The organism is Streptomyces sp. JB150 (assembly GCF_011193355.1).
GTDB lineage: Bacteria > Actinomycetota > Actinomycetes > Streptomycetales > Streptomycetaceae > Streptomyces.
On sequence record NZ_CP049780.1, the window covers coordinates 3143538 to 3165926 of the forward strand.

Genomic DNA, 22389 nt, shown 5'->3' on the forward strand with positions numbered 1-22389 from the left:
TCCCGTCGCGTGGACCGTGTTGACTCGGTTCACAGGGCATGGTCTCATTGACCTCGCGAACGAACGGCCGCCGGACGGAGGCGGCCGGCGCGCGTCGGGGAGGAAACTGTCATGGGCATGAAGGCCAAGGTCGCACTGGGCGCCGTCGTGGGGTTCGTGGTCATCGGCGCCGTGTCGGCGACCGGGGGCGGCGACGGCAAGGCGTCCGGCGGCGACAAGGGCTCTTCGGCCTCCGCGAACCGCGACTCCGGCACCAACGACGGCGGCGGTGGCGGCGGTGCCGGGAAGGACTCCGGTTCCGAGGCGGCCGCCGGGAAGAAGACCGCCTTCGAGGGGGACGGCGACTTCCAGGTCGGCCCGGACATCAAGCCCGGCACGTACCGCACCACCGGCAACACCGACGAGATGTGCTACTGGGAGCGCGCCAAGGACGCCTCGGGCGAGATGGACTCCCTGCTGGCCAACGACAACGTCAGCGGCACGAGCTACGTCACCATCCCGGCCGGCGACAAGATCTTCAGGACCAGCGACTGCAACGACTGGGAGGCCGTCGACCCCGGCGCCGGGGACGGCTCCCCCGCCACCGAGATGGCCGGCAACGGCGGCATGTTCAAGGTCGGCGCCGACATCGCCCCGGGCACCTACAAGTCCACCGGCAACAAGGACGACCTGTGCTACTGGGAGCGCGCGAAGGACGCCGAGCACTCCCTCGACTCGATCATCGCGAACAACAACGTGTCCGGCACGGCCGTCGTCACCATCAGCGCCTCGGACGCCTACTTCAAGACCTCCGGCTGCCAGGACTGGAAGAAGACCTCCTGACCCGGCGGCTCACCGGGCGGCCGGCCTCCCCCGCCGGCCGCCCAGCCCGCCCACACCACCTCACCAAGGACCTGTCATGCGTCGTACGACACTCGCCGCCCTCTGCCTCGCCGCCGCCACCGCGGTCGGCCTCACCGGCTGCCTGCCGGGCCTAGACACGGCGGACGACAAGCCGAAGGGACCGTTCGCCGGGCTGACCGGCGGCGAGATCGCGGACCGGGCCGTCAAGGCCACGACCGGCGCCTCGTCGCTGCGGATGGCGGGCGAGGTGCCCGACGAGGAGAGCGGCGGCACGATCCGCTTCGACGTGGCCGTCAACACCGAGGGCGAGTGCGCCGGCACCTTCGGCACGGGCGAGGGCAAGGCCGACCTCATCCGGACCGGCGACACCCTCTACATGCGCTACGACGAGGCGTTCCTGCGCGCCCAGTCCGAGGGCGAGCCCGCGGCGGAGACCGACGCGGTCGTGGACATGATGGCCGGCAAGTGGACCAAGATGGCCGCGACGGGCTCCGACGCCGAGGCCATGGCGGAGTTCTGCGACCTGGACCAGCTGCTCGGCGACGCCGACGACGTGAAGTCGGACGCGACGCGCGGCAGGACCACGACCGTCGACGGCACCCCGGCGATCGTCCTGCACGAGAAGGACGGCAAGGAGCGGTACACGCTGTACGTCGCCACCGAGGGCGAGCCGTATCTGCTGCGCCTGGACACCAAGAGCGCCGGTGCGCGGGACTCGCTCAGCTTCAGCGACTACGGCAAGCCGGTCCCGGCGAAGAAGCCGGGCGGCGAGATCCTCGACCTGGACGAGCTCGCCGGCTGACCGCCCCCGACCCGGCGCGTCGTCCGCCGACCGCTCCCGCTCACGTCAGAGCGCGTGCCGCAGCCACACGTTGGGCTCGACGTACACCGCGTACCCGCGCTCCGGCTCGCACCGCACCGGAACCAGCGCGCCGGGCACCTCGATGTCGCCCGCGGTGTCGAAGGGCAGGCCGGTCCAGTCGCGCCACTGCTCCAGCGAGCCGGAGACGGTCATCGAGGCCGGTGCCACCGCGTGGACGGTGCCACCGGCCCGCACGTGCACCCGCAGCCAGGGGTCGTGCGGAAGCCCGTCGGGGCGCACCCGGCGGGCGTACTCCGCCATCGGGGTGCGCGGTTCCAGGTGCTTGGCGCTCGGGCGGACCGGGGCGACGACCTCGCGGAAGCCGAGGGCGCGGGCGTTGTCGCGCATCGCCGCGAGCATCACCGCGGACAGGCCGAGGCCCTGGGCGTGCGGGGCGACCGAGACGGAGATCGCGCTCACCGTGTCCGGCCGCACGCCGCGGCGCAGGTCCGTGAAGGCCCACAGCAGGACCTCGTCCCAGCCGCGATCGGGCAGTTCGCCGCGGCCCTCGGCGGCGAGGGCGAACGGCACGCTGCAGGCGTTCGCGACGACCTCGCCACGCTCGTCCTCGGCGAACAGCACGTACTGCGGCAGTTCGGTGGCGATGCGCGGGAAGTGGGCCCAGCCCACCGGGTCGCGCGTCACGAACTCCGGCCAGCTGTCCGCCATCCCGACGACCCGCTCCACCATGCCGGGACGCTCGGCGAGGGTCGACACCTTCCAGTCCATGGCGGTCACCGTAAGGCGGGCACACGACCCCGGTGAAACGGTTCTCCCGCTCGTGGGCCGGACCGGCGGTGCGCGGGTCAGTCGGCGTGGAACCGCTCGGGCGCCCTCGTGGGGGTGCCGCCCGAGGGCAGCCGCTGCTCCGGACAGCGGGAGAGCACCCGCCGCATCGCGGCCTTCTCGGCGGCGGTCACCCACAGCCCGTACTTCTTCTTCACCGCCACCTGCGCGGCGACGTACGGGCACCGGTACGCCCTGTTCGGCGGCAGCCAGGTCGCGGTGTCGCCGTCGCCCTTGGCGCGGTTGGTGCCGGCGTCGACGGCGAGGAGGTTGAGCGGGTCGTTGGCGAAGGCGACGCGCTTGCTCGGGTCCCACTGGCCGGCGCCCTTCTGCCAGGCGTCGGAGAGGGCCACGACGTGGTCGATGTCGACCCGGCTGCGGCCGCGCACGTAGGTGACCTCCCGGCCGGTGTAGGGGTCGGGGTCGAGGGTGCCGGAGGCGACCTCGCAGCGGTCCGCGCCGAGCCGGACGCCGGTCAGGTCGCGGCGCAGGATGTCGTCGCGGGTGTCGCAGCGGTTGGAGTCGGTGTCGGCCCAGGGGCTGCCGAAGCGGTCCCGGTCGTAGCCGGTCCGCGGCGCCCGGCCCTTGACGGGCAGCGACTCCACGGCCGCCAGGGCCGCTCCCCCGCCGGCCGTCTCCCGCGGTCCGCCCGCTCCCGTCGACGACCCGGTGCAGCCGGTCACGACGCTCAGCAGCACTCCCGCGGCGAGGACCGCCGCCCCGCCCCTGTCAGGCCTCATATCGCCTTCCTCCCCTTACACAACTCGGCACCCCGGACATCTCGGGCGTATCGTCGGTTTTGAGTCATCCTCGGAAGGAGCTCTGAATGGGCATCTTCGACAGGTTCAAGAGCCACGGGTCGCAGGGCAAGGCCAAGAAGGCCTCCGACGCGATGGAACAGAAGATCAACGAGAGGACGGGCAAGAAGTACGAGGACCAGGTCGACCAGGGCCAGCAGAGGATCGAAGGCCAGTTCGGCATGGACCGCGGCGACCGGCCCGACCAGCAGCAGTAGGGCCGCGGCGCCCCATGGCATCGCAAGCCGCCCGGAGACCTCCCGGGCGGCTTGCGCCGTCTCGCGCCGTGACGCTCCCCGTCCTCGCGCGGTCCGCTCCCTACGACCCCAGCACCGACGTCAGGAACTCCCCGACCCACGCCAGCAGTTCCCGGCCGACCAGCGGCTTCCCGCCGATCTTCGCGGTCTTCGGCCGGGGCACCAGCACCTGGTGGGCGGACGGCTTGATGACCGTGCCCGGATACAGCCGCTTCAGCCGCAGCTCCTGCGACTCGCGCAACTCCACCGGCGCGAAGCGGATGTTGGTGCCCTGCAGGACGACCTCGCCGACGCCGCACGCCCGCGCCAGCATCCGCAGCCCCGCCACCAGCAGCAGGTTCTCCACCGGCTCCGGCAACTTGCCGTAGCGGTCGACCAGTTCCTCGCGGACCGCCTTGATGTCCTCCTCCGAGTTGGCGGAGGCGATGGCGCGGTAGGCCTGCAGGCGCAGCCGCTCGCCCGGCGCGTAGTCGTGCGGGACGTGCGCGTCGACCGGCAGCTCGATCTTGACCTCGAGCGGCGGCTCCTCCTCGATCTCCCCGGTCTCCAGCTGCCTGCGGTAGTCCGCGACCGCCTCGCCGACCATCCGCACGTACAGGTCGAAGCCGACGCCCGCGATGTGCCCGGACTGCTCGCCGCCGAGCAGGTTTCCGGCGCCCCGGATCTCCAGGTCCTTCATCGCGACGTACATGCCCGCACCCATCTCGGTGTGCTGGGCGATCGTCGCCAGCCGCTCGTGCGCGGTCTCCGTCAGCGGCTTCTCCGGCGGGTACAGGAAGTACGCGTAACCGCGCTCGCGGCCCCGGCCGACGCGGCCGCGCAGCTGGTGCAGCTGGGACAGGCCGAAGGTGTCGCCGCGCTCCACGATCAGCGTGTTGGCGTTGGAGATGTCGATGCCCGACTCCACGATCGTCGTCGACACCAGCACGTCGAACTTCTTCTCCCAGAAGTCCACCACGACCTGCTCCAGCGCCGACTCCGACATCTGGCCGTGGGCGGTCGCGATCCGCGCCTCGGGCACGATCTCGCGCAGCCGGGCCGCCGCGCGGTCGATCGACTCGACCCGGTTGTGGATGTAGAAGACCTGGCCCTCGCGCAGCAGCTCACGGCGGATGGCCGCGCCGATCTGCTTCTCCTCGTACGGCCCGACGAAGGTGAGCACCGGGTGCCGCTCCTCCGGCGGGGTGGTGATCGTGGACATCTCGCGGATGCCGGTCACGGCCATCTCCAGGGTGCGCGGGATCGGCGTCGCCGACATCGTCAGCACGTCCACGTTGGCCCGCAGCTTCTTCAGCTGCTCCTTGTGCTCGACGCCGAAGCGCTGCTCCTCGTCCACGATGACCAGGCCCAGGTCCTTGAACTTGGTCTCCGACGAGAACAGGCGGTGGGTGCCGATGACCACGTCCACCGAGCCCTCGCGCAGGCCCTCCAGGACCGCCTTGGCCTCCGCGTCGGTCTGGAAGCGGGACAGGGCCTTCACGACCACCGGGAACTGCGCGTACCGCTCGCTGAAGGTGCCGTAGTGCTGCTGCACCAGCAGGGTCGTGGGGACGAGCACGGCGACCTGCTTGCCGTCCTGGACGGCCTTGAAGGCGGCGCGCACCGCGATCTCCGTCTTGCCGTAGCCGACGTCGCCGCAGATCAGGCGGTCCATGGGGACCGACTTCTCCATGTCCTCCTTGACCTCGGCGATGGTGGTGAGCTGGTCGGGGGTCTCCGCGTAGGGGAAGGCGTCCTCCAGCTCGCGCTGCCAGGGCGTGTCCGGCCCGAAGGCGTGCCCGGGGGCCGCCATCCGCGCGCTGTACAGCTTGATCAGGTCGGCGGCGATCTCCTTGACCGCCTTCTTCGCCCGCGCCTTGGTCTTCGTCCAGTCCGCGCCGCCCAGGCGGTGCAGGGTGGGCGCCTCGCCGCCGACGTACTTGGTGATCTGCTCCAGCTGGTCGGTCGGGATGTACAGCCGGTCGCCGGGCTGGCCGCGCTTGGCGGGGGCGTACTCCACCACCAGGTACTCGCGGGTGGCGCCCTGGACGGTGCGCTGCACCATCTCGATGTACCGGCCGACGCCGTGCTGCTCGTGGACGATGTAGTCGCCCGGCTCCAGGGTGAGCGGGTCGATGGTCTTGCGGCGCCGCGCGGGCATGCGGGTGCCGTCCCGGCCGGCCGCCCGCTGCCCGGACAGGTCGGTCTCGGTGAGTACCGCCAGCCTCAGGTGCGGGTCGACGAAGCCGTGCTCGATGGAGCCGCACGCCACGTGCACGACCGACGGCGAGATCTCGGCGAGGTCGGCCTCCAGACGGGCGGCGATGCCCTCGCCGCCCAGCACCTCGGCCGTCCGGGCGGCCGGGCCGTGGCCCTCGGTGACGTAGACCGTGCGCCAGCCGTCGGCCAGCCAGCCCTTGGTGTCGGCGAGCGCCTTGGCGGTGTCCCCGCGGTAGGTCTCCGGGGCGTGCATGCCGAGCTTGAGGGTGTCGGCGTCCAGCTCCTCGTCGGCGGCGAACGGCGACACCGACCACCACATCATGTCCAGCTCGCGGGCCCGGTCGCGGACGTCGGCGAGGGACCACAGGGAGGCCGCGCCGACGTCGATGGGCGCCTCGCCGCCGCCCGCGGTGGCCGCCCAGGACGCCTGCAGGAACTCCTGGGAGGTGGCGACCAGGTCGGAGGCGCGCGTGCGCACCCGCTCCGGGTCGCAGACGACGGCCATCGAGCCCTTGGGCAGCACGTCGAGCAGCAGCTCCATGTCGTCCACCAGGACCGGGGCCAGCGACTCCATGCCCTCGACGGCGATCCCCTCGGCGATCTTGCCGAGGAGTTCGCCGAGCTCCGGGTGTTGCTCGGCGAGGGCGGCGGCCCGCTCGCGGACCTCGTCCGTGAGGAGCAGCTCACGGCAGGGCGGCGCCCACAGGCCGTGCTCGGCGACCTCCAGGGAGCGCTGGTCTGCGACCTTGAAGTAGCGGATCTCCTCGACGTCGTCGCCCCAGAACTCGACGCGCAAGGGGTGTTCCTCGGTGGGCGGGAAGACGTCGAGGATGCCACCGCGCACGGCGAACTCGCCGCGCTTCTCGACCAGCTCCACGCGCGCGTACGCGGCGGCGGCGAGGGCTTCCACGACCTCGTTCAGATCGGCCGTCTGTCCCGACTTCAGCGCCACCGGCTCCAGGTCGCCGAGGCCCTTGACCTGCGGCTGGAGTACGGAGCGCACGGGGGCGACGACGACGGAGACCGGGCCGGTCTCGGGGTCGTCGGGGCTGGGGTGGGCCAGGCGGCGCAGCACCGCGAGGCGGCGGCCGACGGTGTCGCTGCGCGGGGAGAGCCGCTCGTGCGGCAGGGTCTCCCAGGAGGGGTACTCCACCACGCCGTCCGGGGGCAGCAGCGAGCGCAGCGCCGCCGCCAGGTCCTCCGCCTCCCGGCCGGTCGCGGTGACGGCGAGCACCGGGCGGCCGGCCTCGCGGGCCAGCGCGGCGATGGCGAAGGGGCGGGCCGCCGGGGGGCCGACGAGGTCGACGTGCGTCCGGTTGCCGTCAGCGGCCGCCTTGATCGCTTCCGCGAGGGCGGCGTCCTTGACGACGGCGTCGAGCAGACCGTGCAGGCTCATTAAGGGGCTATCCGTTCCGGTGATGGGCAACGCGAATCGCCCGACGCGTGGTACGGCCGGGGGGTTTCCAGCCTACGACGGTGCGCCGACAGCCGCCGGGCCTGTGGACAACCGCCGCTTTTCGCAGGCCCCGGCGGGCCGCGACACGCCGCTGTCCCCAGCCGGGGGCGCGTCCGGGCGGGCTCGCACCGTGCGTTTGGGCGGGCTCGCACCCCGGCTTCCCGGGCCTCCGCCCACCCAGCGCCCGGCGGTCCCCGCTCACGCACCGCCCGGCGGGGCTCGCCCCCACCGCCCGGTCCGGGAGACGGGCCCCGGACCGGCAGGCACGCCCCGGACCCGCAGACGCGCCCCGCCCGGAAAAGCGCCCGGCGCCGGTGAGTCCCCTGGACTCCCGGCGCCGGGCTCCTCCGCAACCCCCGTGTGCGGTGGCTACGACCCGCGTGTGCGGTGGCTACGACCCCCGTGTGCGGTGGCTACTCGGTCGCGATGGCGTTCAGGACGTTCATGCGGCCCGCGCGGAACGCCGGGACCAGCGCCGCGAACAGGCCCACCAGGGCCGAGCCGAGGAACACGCCGCCGATCGTCGGCCACGGGATGTCGAGGACCTTCAGGCCCTCCAGGACGAGCAGCTGCTGCGCGGTGGCGCCCCAGCCGATGCCCAGTCCGAGGCCGAGCAGCGCGCCGAACAGGGCGATCACGACCGACTCCAGGCGGATCATGCGGCGCAGCTGGCGGCGCGAGAGGCCGATCGCCCGCATCAGGCCGATCTCCCGGGTGCGCTCCACCACCGACAGCGCCAGGGTGTTCACCACCCCCAGGATCGCCACGATGATCGCCAGGGCCAGCAGGCCGTAGATCATGTTCAGGAGCTGCCCGATCTGGTCCTTCAGGGCCTCCTTGTAGTCGGTCTGGTCGCGGACCTGGAACTGCGGGTAGTCGTGCAGGGCGTCCTTGAGTGCCTGGTAGGCGGCCGCCTCCTGGCCCTCCTTCGCCGTGGCGAAGACGAGCAGGTCGAGCGGCATCCGGTCGGCCGGGACGTACGTGGCGACCGTGCTGATCGAGGCGTACATCGCGCCCTTGTCGACGACGACCTCGTCGCTGGTGATGGCGCGGACGGTGAGCGAGGCCGTCGTGCCGTCGCGGAAGTCGACCTTCACCGTGGAGCCGAGCTTGATGCCGTGCTTCTCGGCGAAGCCCTCGAAGACGGACATCGAGTCGGGCCGATAGGCGTCGGCGAGGTCGCCGGCCACCGTCTTGGTCCGCACGTCCTCGGCGTACGACGGGTCGGCGGCGTTGATCGTCTCGTTCTTCGACCGCTTGCCGTCGGGGGTGATCAGGTCGGCGTCGAGGACCTTGTACTCGGTGACCCGCTCCAGTCCGTCCACCGACTTCACGGCCTGCACGGCCTGCGGGATGATCGGGTCGCCCTGGTCGTTCTGCACGATGAAGTCGGTGCCGACGGTCTTGTCGAGCTGGTCGGTGGCCGAGGCGACCATCGAGGAGCCCACCACCGACAGGCAGGCCACCAGCGCGAGCCCGATCATCAGCGCGGCGCCCGTGGCGCCGGTGCGGCGCGGGTTGCGCAGCGCGTTGCGTTCGGCCATCCGTCCGACCGGCCCGAAGGCCCTCAGCAGCACGGCGCTCAGCACCCGCACCACACCGCCGGCGAGCAGCGGTCCGACGACCACGAACCCGATCAGCGTGGCCACCACGCCCACGCCCAGCCACAGCGAGCCGTCGCTCGCCTTGCCGGCCGAGCCGGCCAGGTAGAGGGCGGCGCCGCCCGCGCCGGTCAGCAGCAGACCGATCACGGCCCGTACGGCACCGGCCTTGACGTCGGCGGGGGTGCCGATGTCGCGCAGCGCGGCCATCGGCGACACCTTGCCCGCGCGGCGGGCCGGCAGGTAGGCGGCGAGGACGGTGACGACGACGCCGAGGACCAGGCCGAGGACGGGCGTCGTCCAGGCGATCGTCAGGTCGTCGGTGGACAGCTGCATGCCCATCGTGCCCATGAGTTCCATGAGCCCGATCGCGAGGCCCACCCCGGCGCCCACGCCGAGCACCGAGCCGACGACCCCGAGCAGCAGCGCCTCCACCAGCACGGACCGGTTGACCTGCCTGCGGTCGGCGCCGATGGCGCGCATCAGGCCGATCTCGCGGGTGCGCTGGGCGACCAGCATCGAGAAGGTGTTGATGATCAGGAAGATGCCGACGAGGAACGCGATCCCGGCGAAGCCGAGCATGGCGTACTTCATGACGTTCATGAAGTCGCCGACCTCTTCGCGGTTGGCGTCGGCGACCTCCTCGGCGGTCTGCACCTTGTAGCCGCCGTCGAGCGCGGCGGAGACGTCCCGCTTCAGCCGCTCGTCGGTCACGCCGTTCGCGGCGGTGACGTTGACGTTGGTGTAGACGCCGGTCTCGCCGACCAGGATCTTCTGGGCGGTCGTGAGGTCCAGGTAGAACATCGCGGCGCCGGGGTTGGTGACGGTGAAGTCGGCGATGCCGGAGATCTTCGCCCGGTGGGTGCCGACGGCCGTGATGACGCCGATCTCGTCGCCGAGTCCCAGGCCGTGCTTGTCGGCGGTGTCGGCGTCGACCATGACCTGGCCGGCGCTCTTGGGGGCCGCGCCGGAGGTGATCTCCATGGTGCGGGCGTCGTTGCCGTTCCAGTTGCCGACGATGGTCGGCGCGCCGGACGAGGGCGAGAGGCTGTCCTTGTCGGCGTCGACGACGGTGACCGAGGTGGAGAAGACGGTCCCCTCCGCCGACTTCACGCCCCGCACGCCGCGTACCTCGTCGAGGACGGCGGCTGGCATCACGGGCGGCTTGCCGGTGCTGGAGGTGGTCTCGCCGGTGTCCGAGGAGTCCTTCGCGCTGACCGTGACATCGGCGGAGGTCGCGGCGAACAGCTTGTCGAACGTCGTGTTCATGGTGTCGGTGAACACCAGCGTGCCGCACACGAACGCCACCGACAGCAGCACCGCCACGGCCGACAGGGCCATCCGCCCCTTGTGCGCGACGAAGTTGCGCAGCGAGGTCTTCAGCACGGTCATGACGTGCGCCCCCGGGCGTCGAAGTCCTTCATCCGGTCCAGCACCTGCTCGGCGGTCGGCTGGTGCATCTCGTCGACGATCCGGCCGTCGGCGAGGTACAGCACGCGGTCCGCGTACGAGGCGGCGACCGGGTCGTGGGTGACCATCACGATGGTCTGCCCCAGCTCGTCCACCGAGCGGCGCAGGAAGCCGAGGACTTCGGCGCCCGCGCGGGAGTCGAGGTTGCCGGTCGGCTCGTCACCGAAGATGATCTCGGGCCGCGCGGCCAGGGCGCGGGCCACGGCGACCCGCTGCTGCTGGCCGCCGGAGAGCTGGGTGGGGCGGTGCTTGAGCCGCCCGGCGAGCCCGACGGTGTCCACCACGCGCTCCAGCCACTCCTTGTCCGGCTTGCGGCCGGCGATGTCCATGGGGAGCGTGATGTTCTCGATCGCGTTCAGCGTCGGCAGCAGGTTGAAGGCCTGGAAGATGAACCCGATGCGGTCGCGCCGCAGCCGGGTGAGCTTCTTGTCCTTCAGCCCGGTGATCTCGGTCTCGTCCAGGTGGATCTGACCGCTCGTCACGGTGTCGAGGCCGGCCAGGCAGTGCATCAGGGTGGACTTGCCGGACCCCGAGGGGCCCATGATCGCGGTGAACTGGCCGCGGGCGATGTCCACGTCGACATGGTCGAGGGCGACGACGCGGGTCTCCCCGGCCCCGTAGGCCTTGACGACCTGCCGCGCCCGCGCGGCGACGGCCGTACGCCCTCCAGTGCCCCCGTGCCTGGGAATGGTTACAGCCGAAGTCACGGTATGTCTCCTATGTCGGTCAACAGATGGTTCGTACTGGTCCCTTGGTCCGCAGGACCCGCACGCAGTGGTTACGAGAAGGAGTCTCGCGGGCGGAGGGGGCGCGGTTCGATGGTGCTCGGCCCCCTCCTGTGCGGGGGAAAACCCCACCCCCCACGCTGCGGTCCGCCGGTGCCGCTGGCGCCCTCAGCGGCGTAAAGCCAGGTTAAGGACGCCCGCACCCCGTCTCGTCCTCCGCCGGGACGACCTCTCCCCCAGCCGTTGTACGGAGGAACCCCTAGGGGTCTCCACCGGCAGGCCGAATCACTCGCGGGGGCGCTGTCCGCCCTTCGGACCACCCACCCTGCCCCCTCCCGCCGCGTGAGGGTCAAATGCGAAGCTGTCGTGCGGCAGACAGGAGCGAGGGGAAGGAAACCCGTGAGCCAAGGGGAGACCGGGCCGGTGCGCCGGCACGGCACCGGCACACGCGCCGCGGACCCGGCCGGCCGCACGCCGGACGCCCGCGGCCGCGGCCCCGTCGTCGCCGCGCTGATGCTGTCCATGGCGCTCGCCGCGCTGGACTCCACCATCGTCGCCACCGCCGTCCCGCAGATCGTCGGCGACCTCGGCGGCTTCTCCGTCTTCTCCTGGCTGTTCTCCGGCTATCTGCTCGCCGTCACCGTCAGCCTCCCGGTCTACGGCAAGCTGTCCGACACCTTCGGCCGCAAACCGGTGCTCGTCGTCGGCGCGGCCGTCTTCCTGCTCGGCTCGCTGCTGTGCGCGCTGGCCTGGAACATGGCCGCGCTCATCGCCTTCCGCGTCGTCCAGGGCCTGGGCGGCGGCGCCCTCCAGGGCACCGTGCAGACCCTGGCCGCCGACCTCTACCCGCTGAAGGAACGCCCGAGGATCCAGTCGAAGCTGTCCACCGTGTGGGCCGTCTCGGCGGTCGCGGGGCCCGGCGTGGGCGGCCTGCTCGCCGCGTACGCCGACTGGCGGTGGATCTTCCTCGTCAACCTGCCCGTCGGCGCGGTCGCCCTGTGGCTGATCGTGCGTCACCTGCACGAGCCGCAGCGGGAGAAGACGGTCACCCGCGCGCGGGTCGACTGGGCGGGCGCGCTGGCCGTGTTCGCCTGCGGCGGGCTGCTGCTGACCGCGCTGGTGCAGGGCGGGGTGGCCTGGCCGTGGCTGTCGGCGCCGTCGCTGGCGCTGTTCGGGGCCGGGCTCGTGCTGCTCGTGGTCGTGGTGCTGGTGGAGCGCCGGGCGGCCGAGCCGATCATGCCGGGCTGGGTCTGGCGGCGCCGCACGATCGCGGCCGTGAACTTGGCGCTGGGCGCGCTCGGCCTGCTGATGGTGGCGCCCACGGTGTTCCTGCCGACGTACGCGCAGGCGGTGCTCGGACTCGGCCCCGTCGCCGCCGGGTTCGTGCTCTCGGTGTGGACGCTCAGCTGGCCGGTGTCGGCGGCGTTCAGCCAGCACGTCTACCGCAGGATCGGCTTTCGCGACACGGCCATGCTGGGCATCGGCACGGCCACCCTCGTCCTCGCCGCGTTCCCGCTCCTGCCGTATCCGGGCCAGGCCTGGCAGCCGGCGCTGCTGATGCTGGTGCTCGGCGCCGCGCTCGGCCTGTTCCAGCTGCCGCTGATCGTCGGTGTGCAGTCGACGGTCGGCTGGGCGGAGCGCGGCACGACCACCGCGTCGGTGCTGTTCTGCCGGCAGACCGGTCAGACCGTCGGGGCCACCGCCTTCGGCGCGGTCGCCAACGGGGTGCTGGCCGCCCGCCTCGGCGGCACCGGGAACCTCGACGCCATCGCCCACGGCCTGGACACCGGCGCCGCCACCGAGACGGCCCGGCGGGCCATCGCGGACGCGGTCCACGCGGTGTACCTGGGCGCGGCGGGGGCGGCGGCACTGGCCTTCCTGGTGCTGCTGGTCCTGGCGCCCCGCCGCTTCCCGGTCCTCACGGACAACTGAGGGCTGCCCTCGCGTGGAATCCGGTTCTACTCTGGGCCGATGGTGACCTTGGAGCGGCTGCGGGCCGACCACGCGGAGGCGCTGCTGGCGTTCGAGCGGGAGAACCGGGAGTACTTCGCCCGCACGGTGCCCGACCGCGGCGACGCGTACTTCACCGGCTTCGCCGACCGCCTCCGCGCGCTGCTCGCCGAACAGGACGCGGGGATCTGCCACTTCCACGTCGTGCGCGACGAGGCCGGACACCTCGTCGGCCGCGTCAACCTGGTCGACGCCGAGGACGGCGAGGCGGAACTCGGCTACCGCGTGGGCGCCCGGTACGCGGGCCGGGGCGTCGCCACTCAGGCGGTGCGCCTGGTGTGCCGTACGGCGGCCACGGCGTACGGGCTGCGCGCGCTCACCGCGGTCACCACCCTGGACAACGCCGCCTCCCGGGCCGTGCTCCGGCGCACCGGCTTCACCGAGACCGGGCCGGTGCGCGTGGACGGCCGTCCCGGAGTGGCGTTCCGGCGCCCGACCGCTCGGTTCGAGGTGAGGTGACGGCGGGTCACTTGGCAGGCGCGTGCTCGCCCGTGAGCGCCGCCAGGCACGCCCGTACATGCTCCATGTGCGCCTGTACGCCGTCCCGGCGCTTCCCGTGCTCGCGCAGCACCCGCTCGGTCTCCCGCGCGATCCGCTCCTCGCACAGCCGGGCCTCGGCGACGATCCCGGCGGCCCGCGCCCGCGCCTCCTCCTGCCGCAGCCGGGCCGCCTCCCCGGCGTCGGCCAGGGCCCGCTCGGCCTCCCGGAGCGCGGCCTCGGCGCGGGCGATCCGGGCCGCGTGGCGGGCCTCCAGCGCGGCGGCGCGCTCCGCGGCCGCGCGCTCGGCGGCGGCCCACCGCCCGACGTGGTCCTCTTGGCGTCCGGCGAGGACCGCGAGGGTGCGCTGCCGCACCTCCCGCAGCGCGGCGACCGCCTCCGCACGACACTCCTCCACCTCCCGCCGCGCGGCGACCCGGACCTCGTCGGCCTCGGCGCGCGCCGCGAGCAGCCGGTGACGGGCCCGGTCCCCGGCCTCCGCGCGCAGCGTCTCGGCGTACTCCCGCGCCGCCCGGCGCACCCCGTCGGCGTACGCCCGCGCCCGCGCGACCCGCTCGTCCGCCTCGCGCCGTGCCCGCTCGCGCACCTCGGCCGCCTCCGCCTGCCCCAGCCGGAACAGCCGCCGGGCGCGCTCCCCCAGCGCCTCGTACGTCTGCGGCGCGAGCCGCGCGACCGTCTCGCGCAGGCACCCCGCCTCCGCCTCCATCTCCCTGGCCAGCACGGTGAGCCGGGCGGCCCGCTCCCAGCCGGCGTCACGGTCCCGGCACAGCGCCGCGGTGAACGCGTCGACCTGCGCCGGGTGGTACCCGCGCCCCCGGACGGTCACGAAGCCATGTGGTGACACCGACGCGCTGCTCATCCTCCGGACCCCTTCCCGCCGACCACGCGCGACCGGCGCACACCCCGATGGATCGGCAGGAAGGGCCCGTCCCGCGATACCGCGCGCCGAAGGTGCCCACAAAAGGGCCCGGCCCGGTCGGATACGACCGGGCCGGGCCCTTTCTCACACGACGTCGGACCGAAGTCAGGTCAAACGGACGTCACACCGGCCCGAGACCACGTCGCACGGACGGCACGCCAGCCCGAGGTCACGTCGGACGGACGTCACAGCAGCCCGTCCCACATCTGCTCCAGCAGCACCGACCACCAGCTCTCCGGCGAACCGAGCGCCGCCGGGTCCAGCGCGGCCAGCTGGGCCTGGAAGTCGACGGTCCAGCGGCCCGCCTGCTCCTGGTTCAGCCCGAATCGCAGCCGCCACATCCGGCCCAGCAGCGCCAGGCAGCGGGCGAACTCCGGCAGACCGGTGTTCACGAACTGCGGCGGCACCGGCGCACCGCCCGGCCCCGCCTCCACCGGCACGGCGACGATGTTCGCCGTCCCGTACTGCACACAGATCGCCTTGCCGAAGTCCGTGCCCATGACGAGGTACGACCCCGCGTCCGCGGCCGGCTGCACGCCGCGCTCCTGCGCCAGCTCCGCCAGCGTCGGAACGGGCCGCCCCGGCTGGGCCTGCGCCCAGAAGAACGGTCCCATGTCCACCGGCAGACCGGCCACCACCAGGGTGTGCGCGACGATCGGCGGCACGCCCTGCCGGGACACCGCGGCCTGCTCGAACCGGAAGACACCCGGCCCGAACGCCGCCGCCACCTCATGCGCCACGCCCTCCGGCGGGATCGGCGGCGCCGGCGGCACCGGCGGCACCGGCACCCGCACCGGCGCCGGACGCGCGGGCCCGTCCGCGACCTGGTGCAGCTCACCCTGGTGCGCCAGCAGCTGCCGCATCCCCTGCTGCCGGCTCGCGTGGTCCGTGCCGTACGGCGCGATGGACGTGATCCGCGCCTGCGGCCACTGCTCACGGATCATCCGCGCGCAGTACGCCCCCGGCAGCTCGCACGACTCCAGCTCGGTGTGCAGCTCCAGCACCTGGTCCGGCGGCACGTTCATCGCCCGCAGCTCGTGGAAGATCTGCCACTCCGGGTGCGGCGTGCCCGGCGCGGACCGCCGGATCAGCTGCTGCTCCGAGCCGTCCTGCGCGCGGTAGCGCAGCACGGCCTGGTAGCCGGGGCCGACCGTCGGCAGTCCCTGCTGCTGCGGATAGCCGTACGCGGGGGGCTGCACACCCGGCACCTGACCCGGCATCGGCTGACCGGGCACCGGCTGACCCGGCACCGGCTGACCGGGCAGGGGCCCGCCCGGCACGGGCGGCACCGGCTGCGGGGCACCCGCGACACCCGGCACACCCGGAACACCCGGGGCGCCCGGAGGCATACCGGGCACGCCGGGCGCCTGCGGCGGCGGGGGCACGCCCGGACCGCCGACCGGCGGGCCGGCCAGCATGGTCTCCGCGTGGTGCACGCCGCCCTGCCCGCCGGGCGCACCAGGGGCGCCTGGGGCACCGGGTGTGCGCGGGGCGCCCGGAGCGCCCGGCGGCTGGGGCGCGCCCGGCCCCATCCGGGAGGGGTCGGCCAGCATCGTGGCGGCGTGGTGGACACCGCCCGGAGGCGTACCGCCGGGCGTGTTCGGCGCACCCGGCGGGCCCGGCGGGGTGGGAGCGCCCGGAGCGCCCGGACCCGCGGGAGCGTCGGGGCCGAGGGCGGACACGAGCTGCGTGGGCGCGTACGCGCCGCCCGCCGGGGTACCGCCCGGCGGCGGGGGCGTGGCGCCCGGCCGGACGCCCGGAGTGCCCGGCGCACCCGGCGGAGGCGGCGGCGTCGCACCCCGGCCGCGCCGTGGCGGCGGAGCCGCCTTGCCGGTCGCGGCGTCGGCGATGTCCCCGGCCTGCGGCGGGTAGCCGTAGGACGGCGGGGGCGGCGTGCTGCCCTGCGGCGCGGGCGGTACGGGCGGCGCGGCCGGAGGAGGCGTACTCCCCTGCGGCGCACCCGGAACCGGCGCCCCCGGCACGGGCGGGGCGGGAGGCGCGGACGGCGCGGGCGGCGGCGTGTGGTGCGCCCCCGGCGCGGGCGGCACTCCGGGAGCGCTCGGCGCCCCGGACCCGCCCGGTCCCGCCTGAGCACCCGGTCCGCCCGGCACGCCCGGCCCTGCCTGCCCCGCCTGAGCGCCCTGCGCCTGCGGGTCCTCGATCGCCGGCGCGATCGCCGTCGGCGGCAGCTGGCTGCCGCCCGACATCAGCGCCGTCTTCGCGTCCGGCACCACCGACGGCGCGGCCGGCGGCGGCTCGTCGTCGGCGCCGCTCAACGGCGGCGCGAACACGGTCTCCGGCAGCGGCACCGAACGGTCCTCGCCGGCATCCGCGTTGGTGTCCGTCCCGGCCCACGGCGTCGCCCCCGCCGGCGCACCGGGCACGGCACCCGGCGCCCCCGGGGCACCCTGCGCCGCCGCACCGGCCGGAATCCCGGCCTGCGTCTGCGGCAACGCCGAACCCGGGGCCGGCGCCGCGAACCCGGGCACCGCGTCCCGCGGTTCCGCGTCCACCGGCTCCGCGTCCACCGGCCCGGTCCCCGCAGAGCCCGCAGAACCCGCAGAGCCCGCGCCCGCTTCCCCGGCCGCCACAGAGCCCGAAGAGTCAGCACCCTCCGCCGTACCGCCCCGCGCACCCCGCTGATCCGGGATGCCCAGCTTGTCCGCCGCCTCCTGCAACCACTCCGGCGGACTCAGCAGGAACGACGTCTGGTTCAGATCCACCCGCGCCGCGGGCGCCGGCGCGGCCTCGCCCGCCGACTCCGCACGGCCGTACTCCTCCTCGTAACGGCGGATCACCTCACCCACCGGCAGCGACGGCCACAGCGTCGCCTCACCGCTGTCCCGGGCGATCACCAGCCGCTGACCCCCGCCGTCCGAACGCGGCCCGTCGGGACGGTCCTCCGCCCACACCACGAAACCGAGGTCGAACTCCCGCACCCGCACCTCACGGTGCTGGTACGCCGGCACGTCCCCGTTGATCCACTCCTCGGCGCGCTCCTGCGCCTGCGCGAACGTCACCATCGGCCAGCTCACTCCCCGGACACCGGAACGGACCGCGCGAAACCGCCGTCCACCATCAGATTCGCCACGGTCTCCAGCTCCGGCGGCGACCCAGCGAGCCGCGACAGGAACGCGTCGAAGTCCTCACCGCACGGCAGCAGCAGCCGCTCCACCCGCTCCGCTGGCGACCACGACGGATCCACGTCACGCGCGTCGTCGTACGCGCAGAACCACACCGAACCGACCCGCTCGCCCTTCACCTTCACGGCGAGCAGACCGCCCTGCACGAACCCGACCCCCAGGTAGTCCTTGGTCAGATGGTCCCGCAGGCACTTGTTGACGTACACCAGGTCGTTGACCGCCGCCTCGTCCCGCACCGTGAAGAACGGCTGGTCCACCAGCAGCCCCAGCTCCGCGTCCAGCGCCGTCCCGACCGGCGCGCAACCACCCGCCGCCTTCAGGAACGACCGGTACGCGCCCGGCAGCCGGTAACCCAGGTCCTCCTCGACGCCCTGCACCTGCGCCTCGGTCACCGCCACACCCGACTTCGGCAGCCCGAAATGCGCCGGCCGCGTCTCCTGCAACGGCCGCGTGCCCCGCTTGCCGTGGTCCACCGCCGCCGTCGCGATCCCGCCGTGATGCCGCAGCAACGCCTTCACCTCGACCGGCACCAGCTCCAGCCGCCGCGTCCCCGCCACGTGGTGCCACGTCCAGCCGTGCGGCGTCGCCACCGCCGGAATCGTGTCCCACAGCTCGTGCCCCGTCGCCGCCAGCGCCGCGTTCGCCGACACGTAGTCCGTCAGCCGCAGCTCGTCGACGCCGAAACCCTCCGGCGGATCCGCGATCTCCGCCGCCGCGCGGGCGTACGGCGAGAAGTCGGGGTAGCCGCGCTCGTCCACCCGCACCCCTCTCGGGTGACGGGCCGCCCGGACCGGATCCGGGAAGTGCACGACCTGCCCGGCGTAGGCCGCGTTCGGCGGCGCGGCTTGTCCCCCGGCCTGGCGGCCGGGAGGCGCCCCCAGCCCGAGCCGACCTGTCGTCATGGCGGTTGCCCCCTGCGGCACTCTGTACGACCCGCAACGACCGACTCCGGCCGCTACGCCCCGTATCGACTTCTCTGCTCCGACGCACCCCTGTCCCGGGCACGCCCACCGCGCGCGACGCGGTCCCGACAGCCTATGCCGTACCGGGAAACCGGTCACCGGCGCCGGTCACGCCCACCCCGCAGCACCGGACGCACCCCTTCCGCGCCACCCCCGCCGCCCCTCCGCCCCGCACGTACCACCCCGAACCCACCCCATAGCCCTGACACACCGTCACCAACGCGTCACCCCCACGTGACGACCCGCCCCCGACCGTGCGTGTCGGACCGCCCCCGCTTCCACAGCGCCCAGCCCATTTGGCACTCTGTGTCCGCCGGGGGGATGCACGGGAGGGGAAAGACGAGCATGAACGCGACACAAACAGGACCGCACACCAACTCCTCCGGCGACCCCCGCGTCGGCTGGAGCACCACCGACGAACGACCCGCCCCCACCCTGCGCCACCGCCGCGACGGCATACTCCCCACCGTCGCCGCCGCCCTCTCCGTCCGCGGCACCACCCTCACCGGCACCGCCGCCCGCGGCGACCAGCCCCCCACCCTGCACCCACTCGTCCAGGACTTCCTCGACACCCTCACCAGCGCCCAGCGCGACCGCTTCACCGGCCGCTGCGCCGAGACCATCCTCATCTCCCGCCACCTCACCGCCGCCGACGCCACCCGCAGCAAACGCGCCGCCCGCAGACCCATGACCAACGGCGAGGCCCGCAAAGCCCTCAAGCACGCCAAACTCACCGCCCGCCGCATCCGCGAGGCCGGCGACCCCCTCCACGGCAGCTTCGCCGCCCCCTGCCGCGCCTGCGCCGCCCTCAGCGCCCACTTCGGCGTCCGCGTCGTGGACCCCACCGCGACCGGCGACTGACCCACGCCACCGCCCCACCACCCCACCACGAACAAGGGCAGATGCACACCGACCGCGCCTCGACCACCCGCTTCTCCGTCCCCGTCGACGCCACCCTGCGCGCCGCCGGCTGGCAGCCCGGACGCTGGGACATCAAACAGGCCGAGATCTGGGCCGACACCCTGCGCGAACACCTCTCACCCGGCGGCCACCGCCACGCCGTCTTCCCCGCCGCCGTCGAAGCCTGGGCCGAGTTCGGCGGCCTCCACCTCAACCCCACCGGCCCCGGCCGCCAACTCGCGCCCGCCGCCCTGCACCTCGACCCCCTGCACGGCCTCCACCTGGCCCGCACCCTCGGCGACCTCGGCCGCGCCCTCGGCACCGAGGTCAGCCCGCTCGGCGCCGAGACCGACACCCAGGCCCTCCTCGCCATCGACGCCGAAGGCCGCGTCTACGCCCTCGACCACACCGGCGACTGGTACCTCGGCCCCGACATCGACCACGCCCTCACCACCCTCGTGGCCGGCCTGGAGCCCGTACGCCTCACCGTCGCCCCCACCGACTGACACCACCGACCGCCGACACCACCCACTCACACCACCGGCCCACACCACCGGCCCGACCCGGCCCGCCCAGCGACGCGAACCACGAGCCGAAGCCGGCGCTACGACGCCGGAATCACCGCCGACACCCGGAAACCCCCCGACTCCGTCGGCCCCGACACGAACACCCCGCCGAGCCCCACGACCCGCTCCCTCATCCCCACCAGCCCGTTGCCACCCGACGGCAACCGGGCCGACGACGCCGCCCCCGCCTCCGGCGGCGGCTCGTTCTCCACCTGCATCGCGATCTCCGACACCCGGTGCGCCAGCCGCACGTACGTCTTCGCCCCCGCCGCGTGCTTGTGCACGTTGGTCAACGCCTCCTGCACCACCCGGTACGCGGTCTGCTCGACCTCCGGCGCATACGCCCGCGCCTCCCCCTCCACCGACAGATCCACGACCATCCCCGCCGCCGCCGACTGCCCGATCAACTCGTCCAGCTCCGACAGACACGGCCCCTCCCCCGGGTCGTCGGCGGCCCGCGACGCCGCCGCGGCCGCCGCCGCACCCACCGCCGCCAGCGCCACCGCCGGACCCTCACGCCGCCGCACACCGTCCCCCGCCGTACGCAGCACCCCCAGCATCTCCCGCAACTCGGTCAGCGCCTGCCGCCCCATGTCCCCCACCAGCGCGGCGTTCTTCACCGCCTTCTCGGGATCCTTGCGCGCCACCGCCTGCAACGCCGCCGCGTGCACCACCATCAGACTCACCCGGTGCGCGACCACGTCGTGCATCTCCCGCGCGATCCGCGTCCGCTCCTCGTTACGCGCCCACTCGGCCCGCTCCTCCGCCCGCTCCGCGAGCAGCTGAAGCTCCCGCTCCAGCGAATCCGCCCGCTCCCGCAGACTCTCCATCAGCCGCCGCCGCGCCCCCACGTACAGGCCCAGCAGCAGCGGCGGAGCCGTCACCCCCAGCGAGGCGGTGATCGAGATGAACGGAACGAACCAGTCCCCCACACTCAGCTCGACATCACCGTGCGCCATGTCCTGCCGCGCCCGCACGAACGTCACCACCAGCGTGCCCAGCAGCGACATCCCCGCCAGCGCCGCGATGATCCGGCGCGGCAGCTCGGAGGCGGCGAGCGTGTAGAGGCCCACCACCGTCAGCAGCAGGCCCATCTGCGCCGGCGCGATCGCGATCGACACCAGGACGACGGCGATCGGCCACCTCCGCCGCACCAGCAGCGTCGACCCCGCCACGACCCCGAAGACGACCCCCGCCGTCTCCGGGATCCCCGCGTCCTGCGCGAAGGGATACCCCTCCGCCCCGCACTCCAGCGCCGACACCAGCGCGAGGCTCCAGTCGAGCACCGCACCGCGCCGTCTCTCCCACCACCACGGCCCCGGACGGGCCTCCGTGTGGTCATCCCCCGTCGTGGTCATGCCTCCAGCCTACGGGCGGCCCCCCGCGCTTTTCCGGCGAGTTTCGGCGACCGGCCTCCGCCACACCCCGCAATCGAAGAACAGCGAAACCACCCGAAATCCCTCGAACTGACGAACCACACCCGTTCGAACCCGGAACCCGCCGTTCCCCCCGGACGGTATGCCCATGGCACATACCACCAGCAAAGACACCGACTACGAAGCCCTGCGCGAACAGGCGGTCGCCCTGCGACGGGCCGGGCTCAGCCGGCGGCAGATCCGGGACCGGCTGCACGTCGACAACAACGACCTGCTCAACCGCCTCCTGGAGGGCGAGCCGCCCCCGGAGTGGACCAAGCGCCCGCGCGCCAAGGACGACCTGCGCGAGAAGGCGAGGGAACTGCGGCTGCGAGGCTGGACGTACGACCAGATCCAGATGGAGCTGGGGTGTTCCAAGAGTTCGATCTCACTGTGGGTGCGGGACCTGCCGAGACCGGAGCGGCGAGACCCCACGGAGCAGGCGAAGCTGGCGGCCCGCAAGCGGTGGGAGCACGAGCTGGCGGTGCGGGAAGAGCGGCGCCGGCGGACCAAGGAGAGCGCGGCAGCGGAGATCGGTGACCTCTCGGACCGCGACCTGTTCATCGCGGGGGTCGCCCTCTACTGGTCGGAGGGCTCCAAGGACAAACCTCACGCCCGGCGCGAACGCATCGTGTTCGTCAACAGCGACCCGAACATGATCCGCCTCTTCATGGCCTGGCTGGACCTGCTCGGGGTCGACCGGGAACACATCGCGTACCGCCTGATGATCCACGAGTCGGCCGACGTCGAGGCCGCCGAGCGCTACTGGGCGGACGTCGTCCGGGTCGAGCACGGCACCTTCGGCAGGACGACCCTGAAACGGCACAACCCCAGGACGGTGCGCAAGAACACCGGCGACGGCTATCGCGGTTGCCTCGTCGTCACCGTGCGCCGGAGCGCGGAGCTGTACCGTCGCGTCGAAGGCTGGTGGTACGGCATAGTAGGGGCTGCCACCGCATCCGATCTATGACATCGGACAT

17 protein-coding genes are annotated in these 22389 nt (G+C 73.5%); 8 read left to right on the plus strand and 9 right to left on the minus strand.

Features of this window, described 5'->3' with window-relative positions:
- The first annotated feature begins 111 nt into the window (after positions 1–111).
- Positions 112–822, plus strand: coding sequence for a hypothetical protein (locus G7Z13_RS14710; RefSeq protein WP_165999520.1), 711 nt, complete (start codon positions 112–114; stop codon positions 820–822).
- 76 nt (positions 823–898) lie between these two features.
- Entirely contained in the window at positions 899–1645 is a 747-nt protein-coding gene (locus tag G7Z13_RS14715) for a hypothetical protein (RefSeq protein WP_165999522.1), read from the plus strand.
- 45 nt (positions 1646–1690) lie between these two features.
- Here the strand turns inward: G7Z13_RS14715 and G7Z13_RS14720 are convergent, their stop codons facing one another.
- Positions 1691–2434: an N-acetyltransferase gene (locus tag G7Z13_RS14720; RefSeq protein WP_206313075.1), complete on the minus strand. Its 744-nt coding sequence runs from the start codon at positions 2432–2434 to the stop codon at positions 1691–1693.
- 77 nt (positions 2435–2511) lie between these two features.
- The gene (locus G7Z13_RS14725; protein ID WP_165999526.1) at positions 2512–3231 is read right to left on the minus strand and encodes an HNH endonuclease family protein; all 720 of its coding nucleotides are present in this window, start codon (positions 3229–3231) and stop codon (positions 2512–2514) included.
- Between the two features lie 86 nt (positions 3232–3317).
- Between G7Z13_RS14725 and G7Z13_RS14730 the strand changes: the two genes are divergently transcribed.
- The gene (locus G7Z13_RS14730; RefSeq protein WP_165999528.1) at positions 3318–3506 is read left to right on the plus strand and encodes an Rv0909 family putative TA system antitoxin; all 189 of its coding nucleotides are present in this window, start codon (positions 3318–3320) and stop codon (positions 3504–3506) included.
- 100 nt (positions 3507–3606) lie between these two features.
- Here G7Z13_RS14730 and mfd read toward each other — a convergent pair whose 3' ends face one another.
- The 3 genes from mfd to G7Z13_RS14745 form a co-directional block, all read right to left on the minus strand.
- On the minus strand, positions 3607–7140 hold the full coding sequence (gene mfd / locus G7Z13_RS14735) for a transcription-repair coupling factor (protein WP_165999530.1): 3534 nt from the start codon (positions 7138–7140) through the stop codon (positions 3607–3609).
- Between the two features lie 473 nt (positions 7141–7613).
- Positions 7614–10193 carry an FtsX-like permease family protein gene (locus tag G7Z13_RS14740; RefSeq protein WP_165999532.1) on the minus strand — a complete coding sequence of 860 codons (2580 nt, stop codon included), beginning with the start codon at positions 10191–10193 and terminating at the stop codon, positions 7614–7616.
- Positions 10190–10978 (minus strand): ABC transporter ATP-binding protein, encoded by a 789-nt coding sequence (locus G7Z13_RS14745; protein WP_165999534.1) that lies wholly within the window; start codon positions 10976–10978, stop codon positions 10190–10192. Before G7Z13_RS14745 ends, G7Z13_RS14740 begins: the two co-directional genes overlap by 4 nt.
- Before the next feature lie 441 nt (positions 10979–11419).
- On the opposite strand from G7Z13_RS14745, the gene G7Z13_RS14750 reads away from it, so the two are divergent.
- Together G7Z13_RS14750 and G7Z13_RS14755 are read left to right on the plus strand one after the other, a co-directional pair.
- Positions 11420–12928, plus strand: coding sequence for an MFS transporter (locus tag G7Z13_RS14750; RefSeq protein WP_240926490.1), 1509 nt, complete (start codon positions 11420–11422; stop codon positions 12926–12928).
- Between the two features lie 39 nt (positions 12929–12967).
- Positions 12968–13465, plus strand: a complete 498-nt coding sequence (locus G7Z13_RS14755) for a GNAT family N-acetyltransferase (protein ID WP_165999536.1) — start codon at positions 12968–12970, stop codon at positions 13463–13465.
- Between the two features lie 7 nt (positions 13466–13472).
- Here the strand turns inward: G7Z13_RS14755 and G7Z13_RS14760 are convergent, their stop codons facing one another.
- From G7Z13_RS14760 to G7Z13_RS34090, 3 genes are all read right to left on the minus strand, one after another.
- Positions 13473–14363 carry a cellulose-binding protein gene (locus tag G7Z13_RS14760; protein ID WP_165999538.1) on the minus strand — a complete coding sequence of 297 codons (891 nt, stop codon included), beginning with the start codon at positions 14361–14363 and terminating at the stop codon, positions 13473–13475.
- A 245-nt stretch (positions 14364–14608) separates the two neighbouring features.
- Positions 14609–17446: an SUKH-4 family immunity protein gene (locus G7Z13_RS14765; RefSeq protein WP_165999540.1), complete on the minus strand. Its 2838-nt coding sequence runs from the start codon at positions 17444–17446 to the stop codon at positions 14609–14611.
- Positions 17447–17454: 8 nt separating this feature from the next.
- Positions 17455–18468, minus strand: coding sequence for an HNH endonuclease (locus tag G7Z13_RS34090; RefSeq protein WP_165999542.1), 1014 nt, complete (start codon positions 18466–18468; stop codon positions 17455–17457).
- A gap of 405 nt (positions 18469–18873) precedes the next feature.
- On the opposite strand from G7Z13_RS34090, the gene G7Z13_RS14775 reads away from it, so the two are divergent.
- Both G7Z13_RS14775 and G7Z13_RS14780 read left to right on the plus strand, forming a co-directional pair.
- Positions 18874–19389, plus strand: a complete 516-nt coding sequence (locus G7Z13_RS14775; RefSeq protein ID WP_165999544.1) for a YwqJ-related putative deaminase — start codon at positions 18874–18876, stop codon at positions 19387–19389.
- A 41-nt stretch (positions 19390–19430) separates the two neighbouring features.
- Complete coding sequence (locus G7Z13_RS14780) at positions 19431–19934, plus strand: SUKH-3 domain-containing protein (RefSeq protein ID WP_165999546.1); 504 nt, start codon at positions 19431–19433, stop codon at positions 19932–19934.
- A 98-nt stretch (positions 19935–20032) separates the two neighbouring features.
- Here G7Z13_RS14780 and G7Z13_RS14785 read toward each other — a convergent pair whose 3' ends face one another.
- Positions 20033–21352 carry a histidine kinase gene (locus G7Z13_RS14785; RefSeq protein ID WP_165999548.1) on the minus strand — a complete coding sequence of 440 codons (1320 nt, stop codon included), beginning with the start codon at positions 21350–21352 and terminating at the stop codon, positions 20033–20035.
- Positions 21353–21518: 166 nt separating this feature from the next.
- On the opposite strand from G7Z13_RS14785, the gene G7Z13_RS14790 reads away from it, so the two are divergent.
- A complete protein-coding gene (locus G7Z13_RS14790) occupies positions 21519–22379 on the plus strand; it encodes a hypothetical protein (RefSeq protein ID WP_165999549.1) in 861 nt (286 codons plus the stop codon).
- Positions 22380–22389 lie beyond the last annotated feature (10 nt).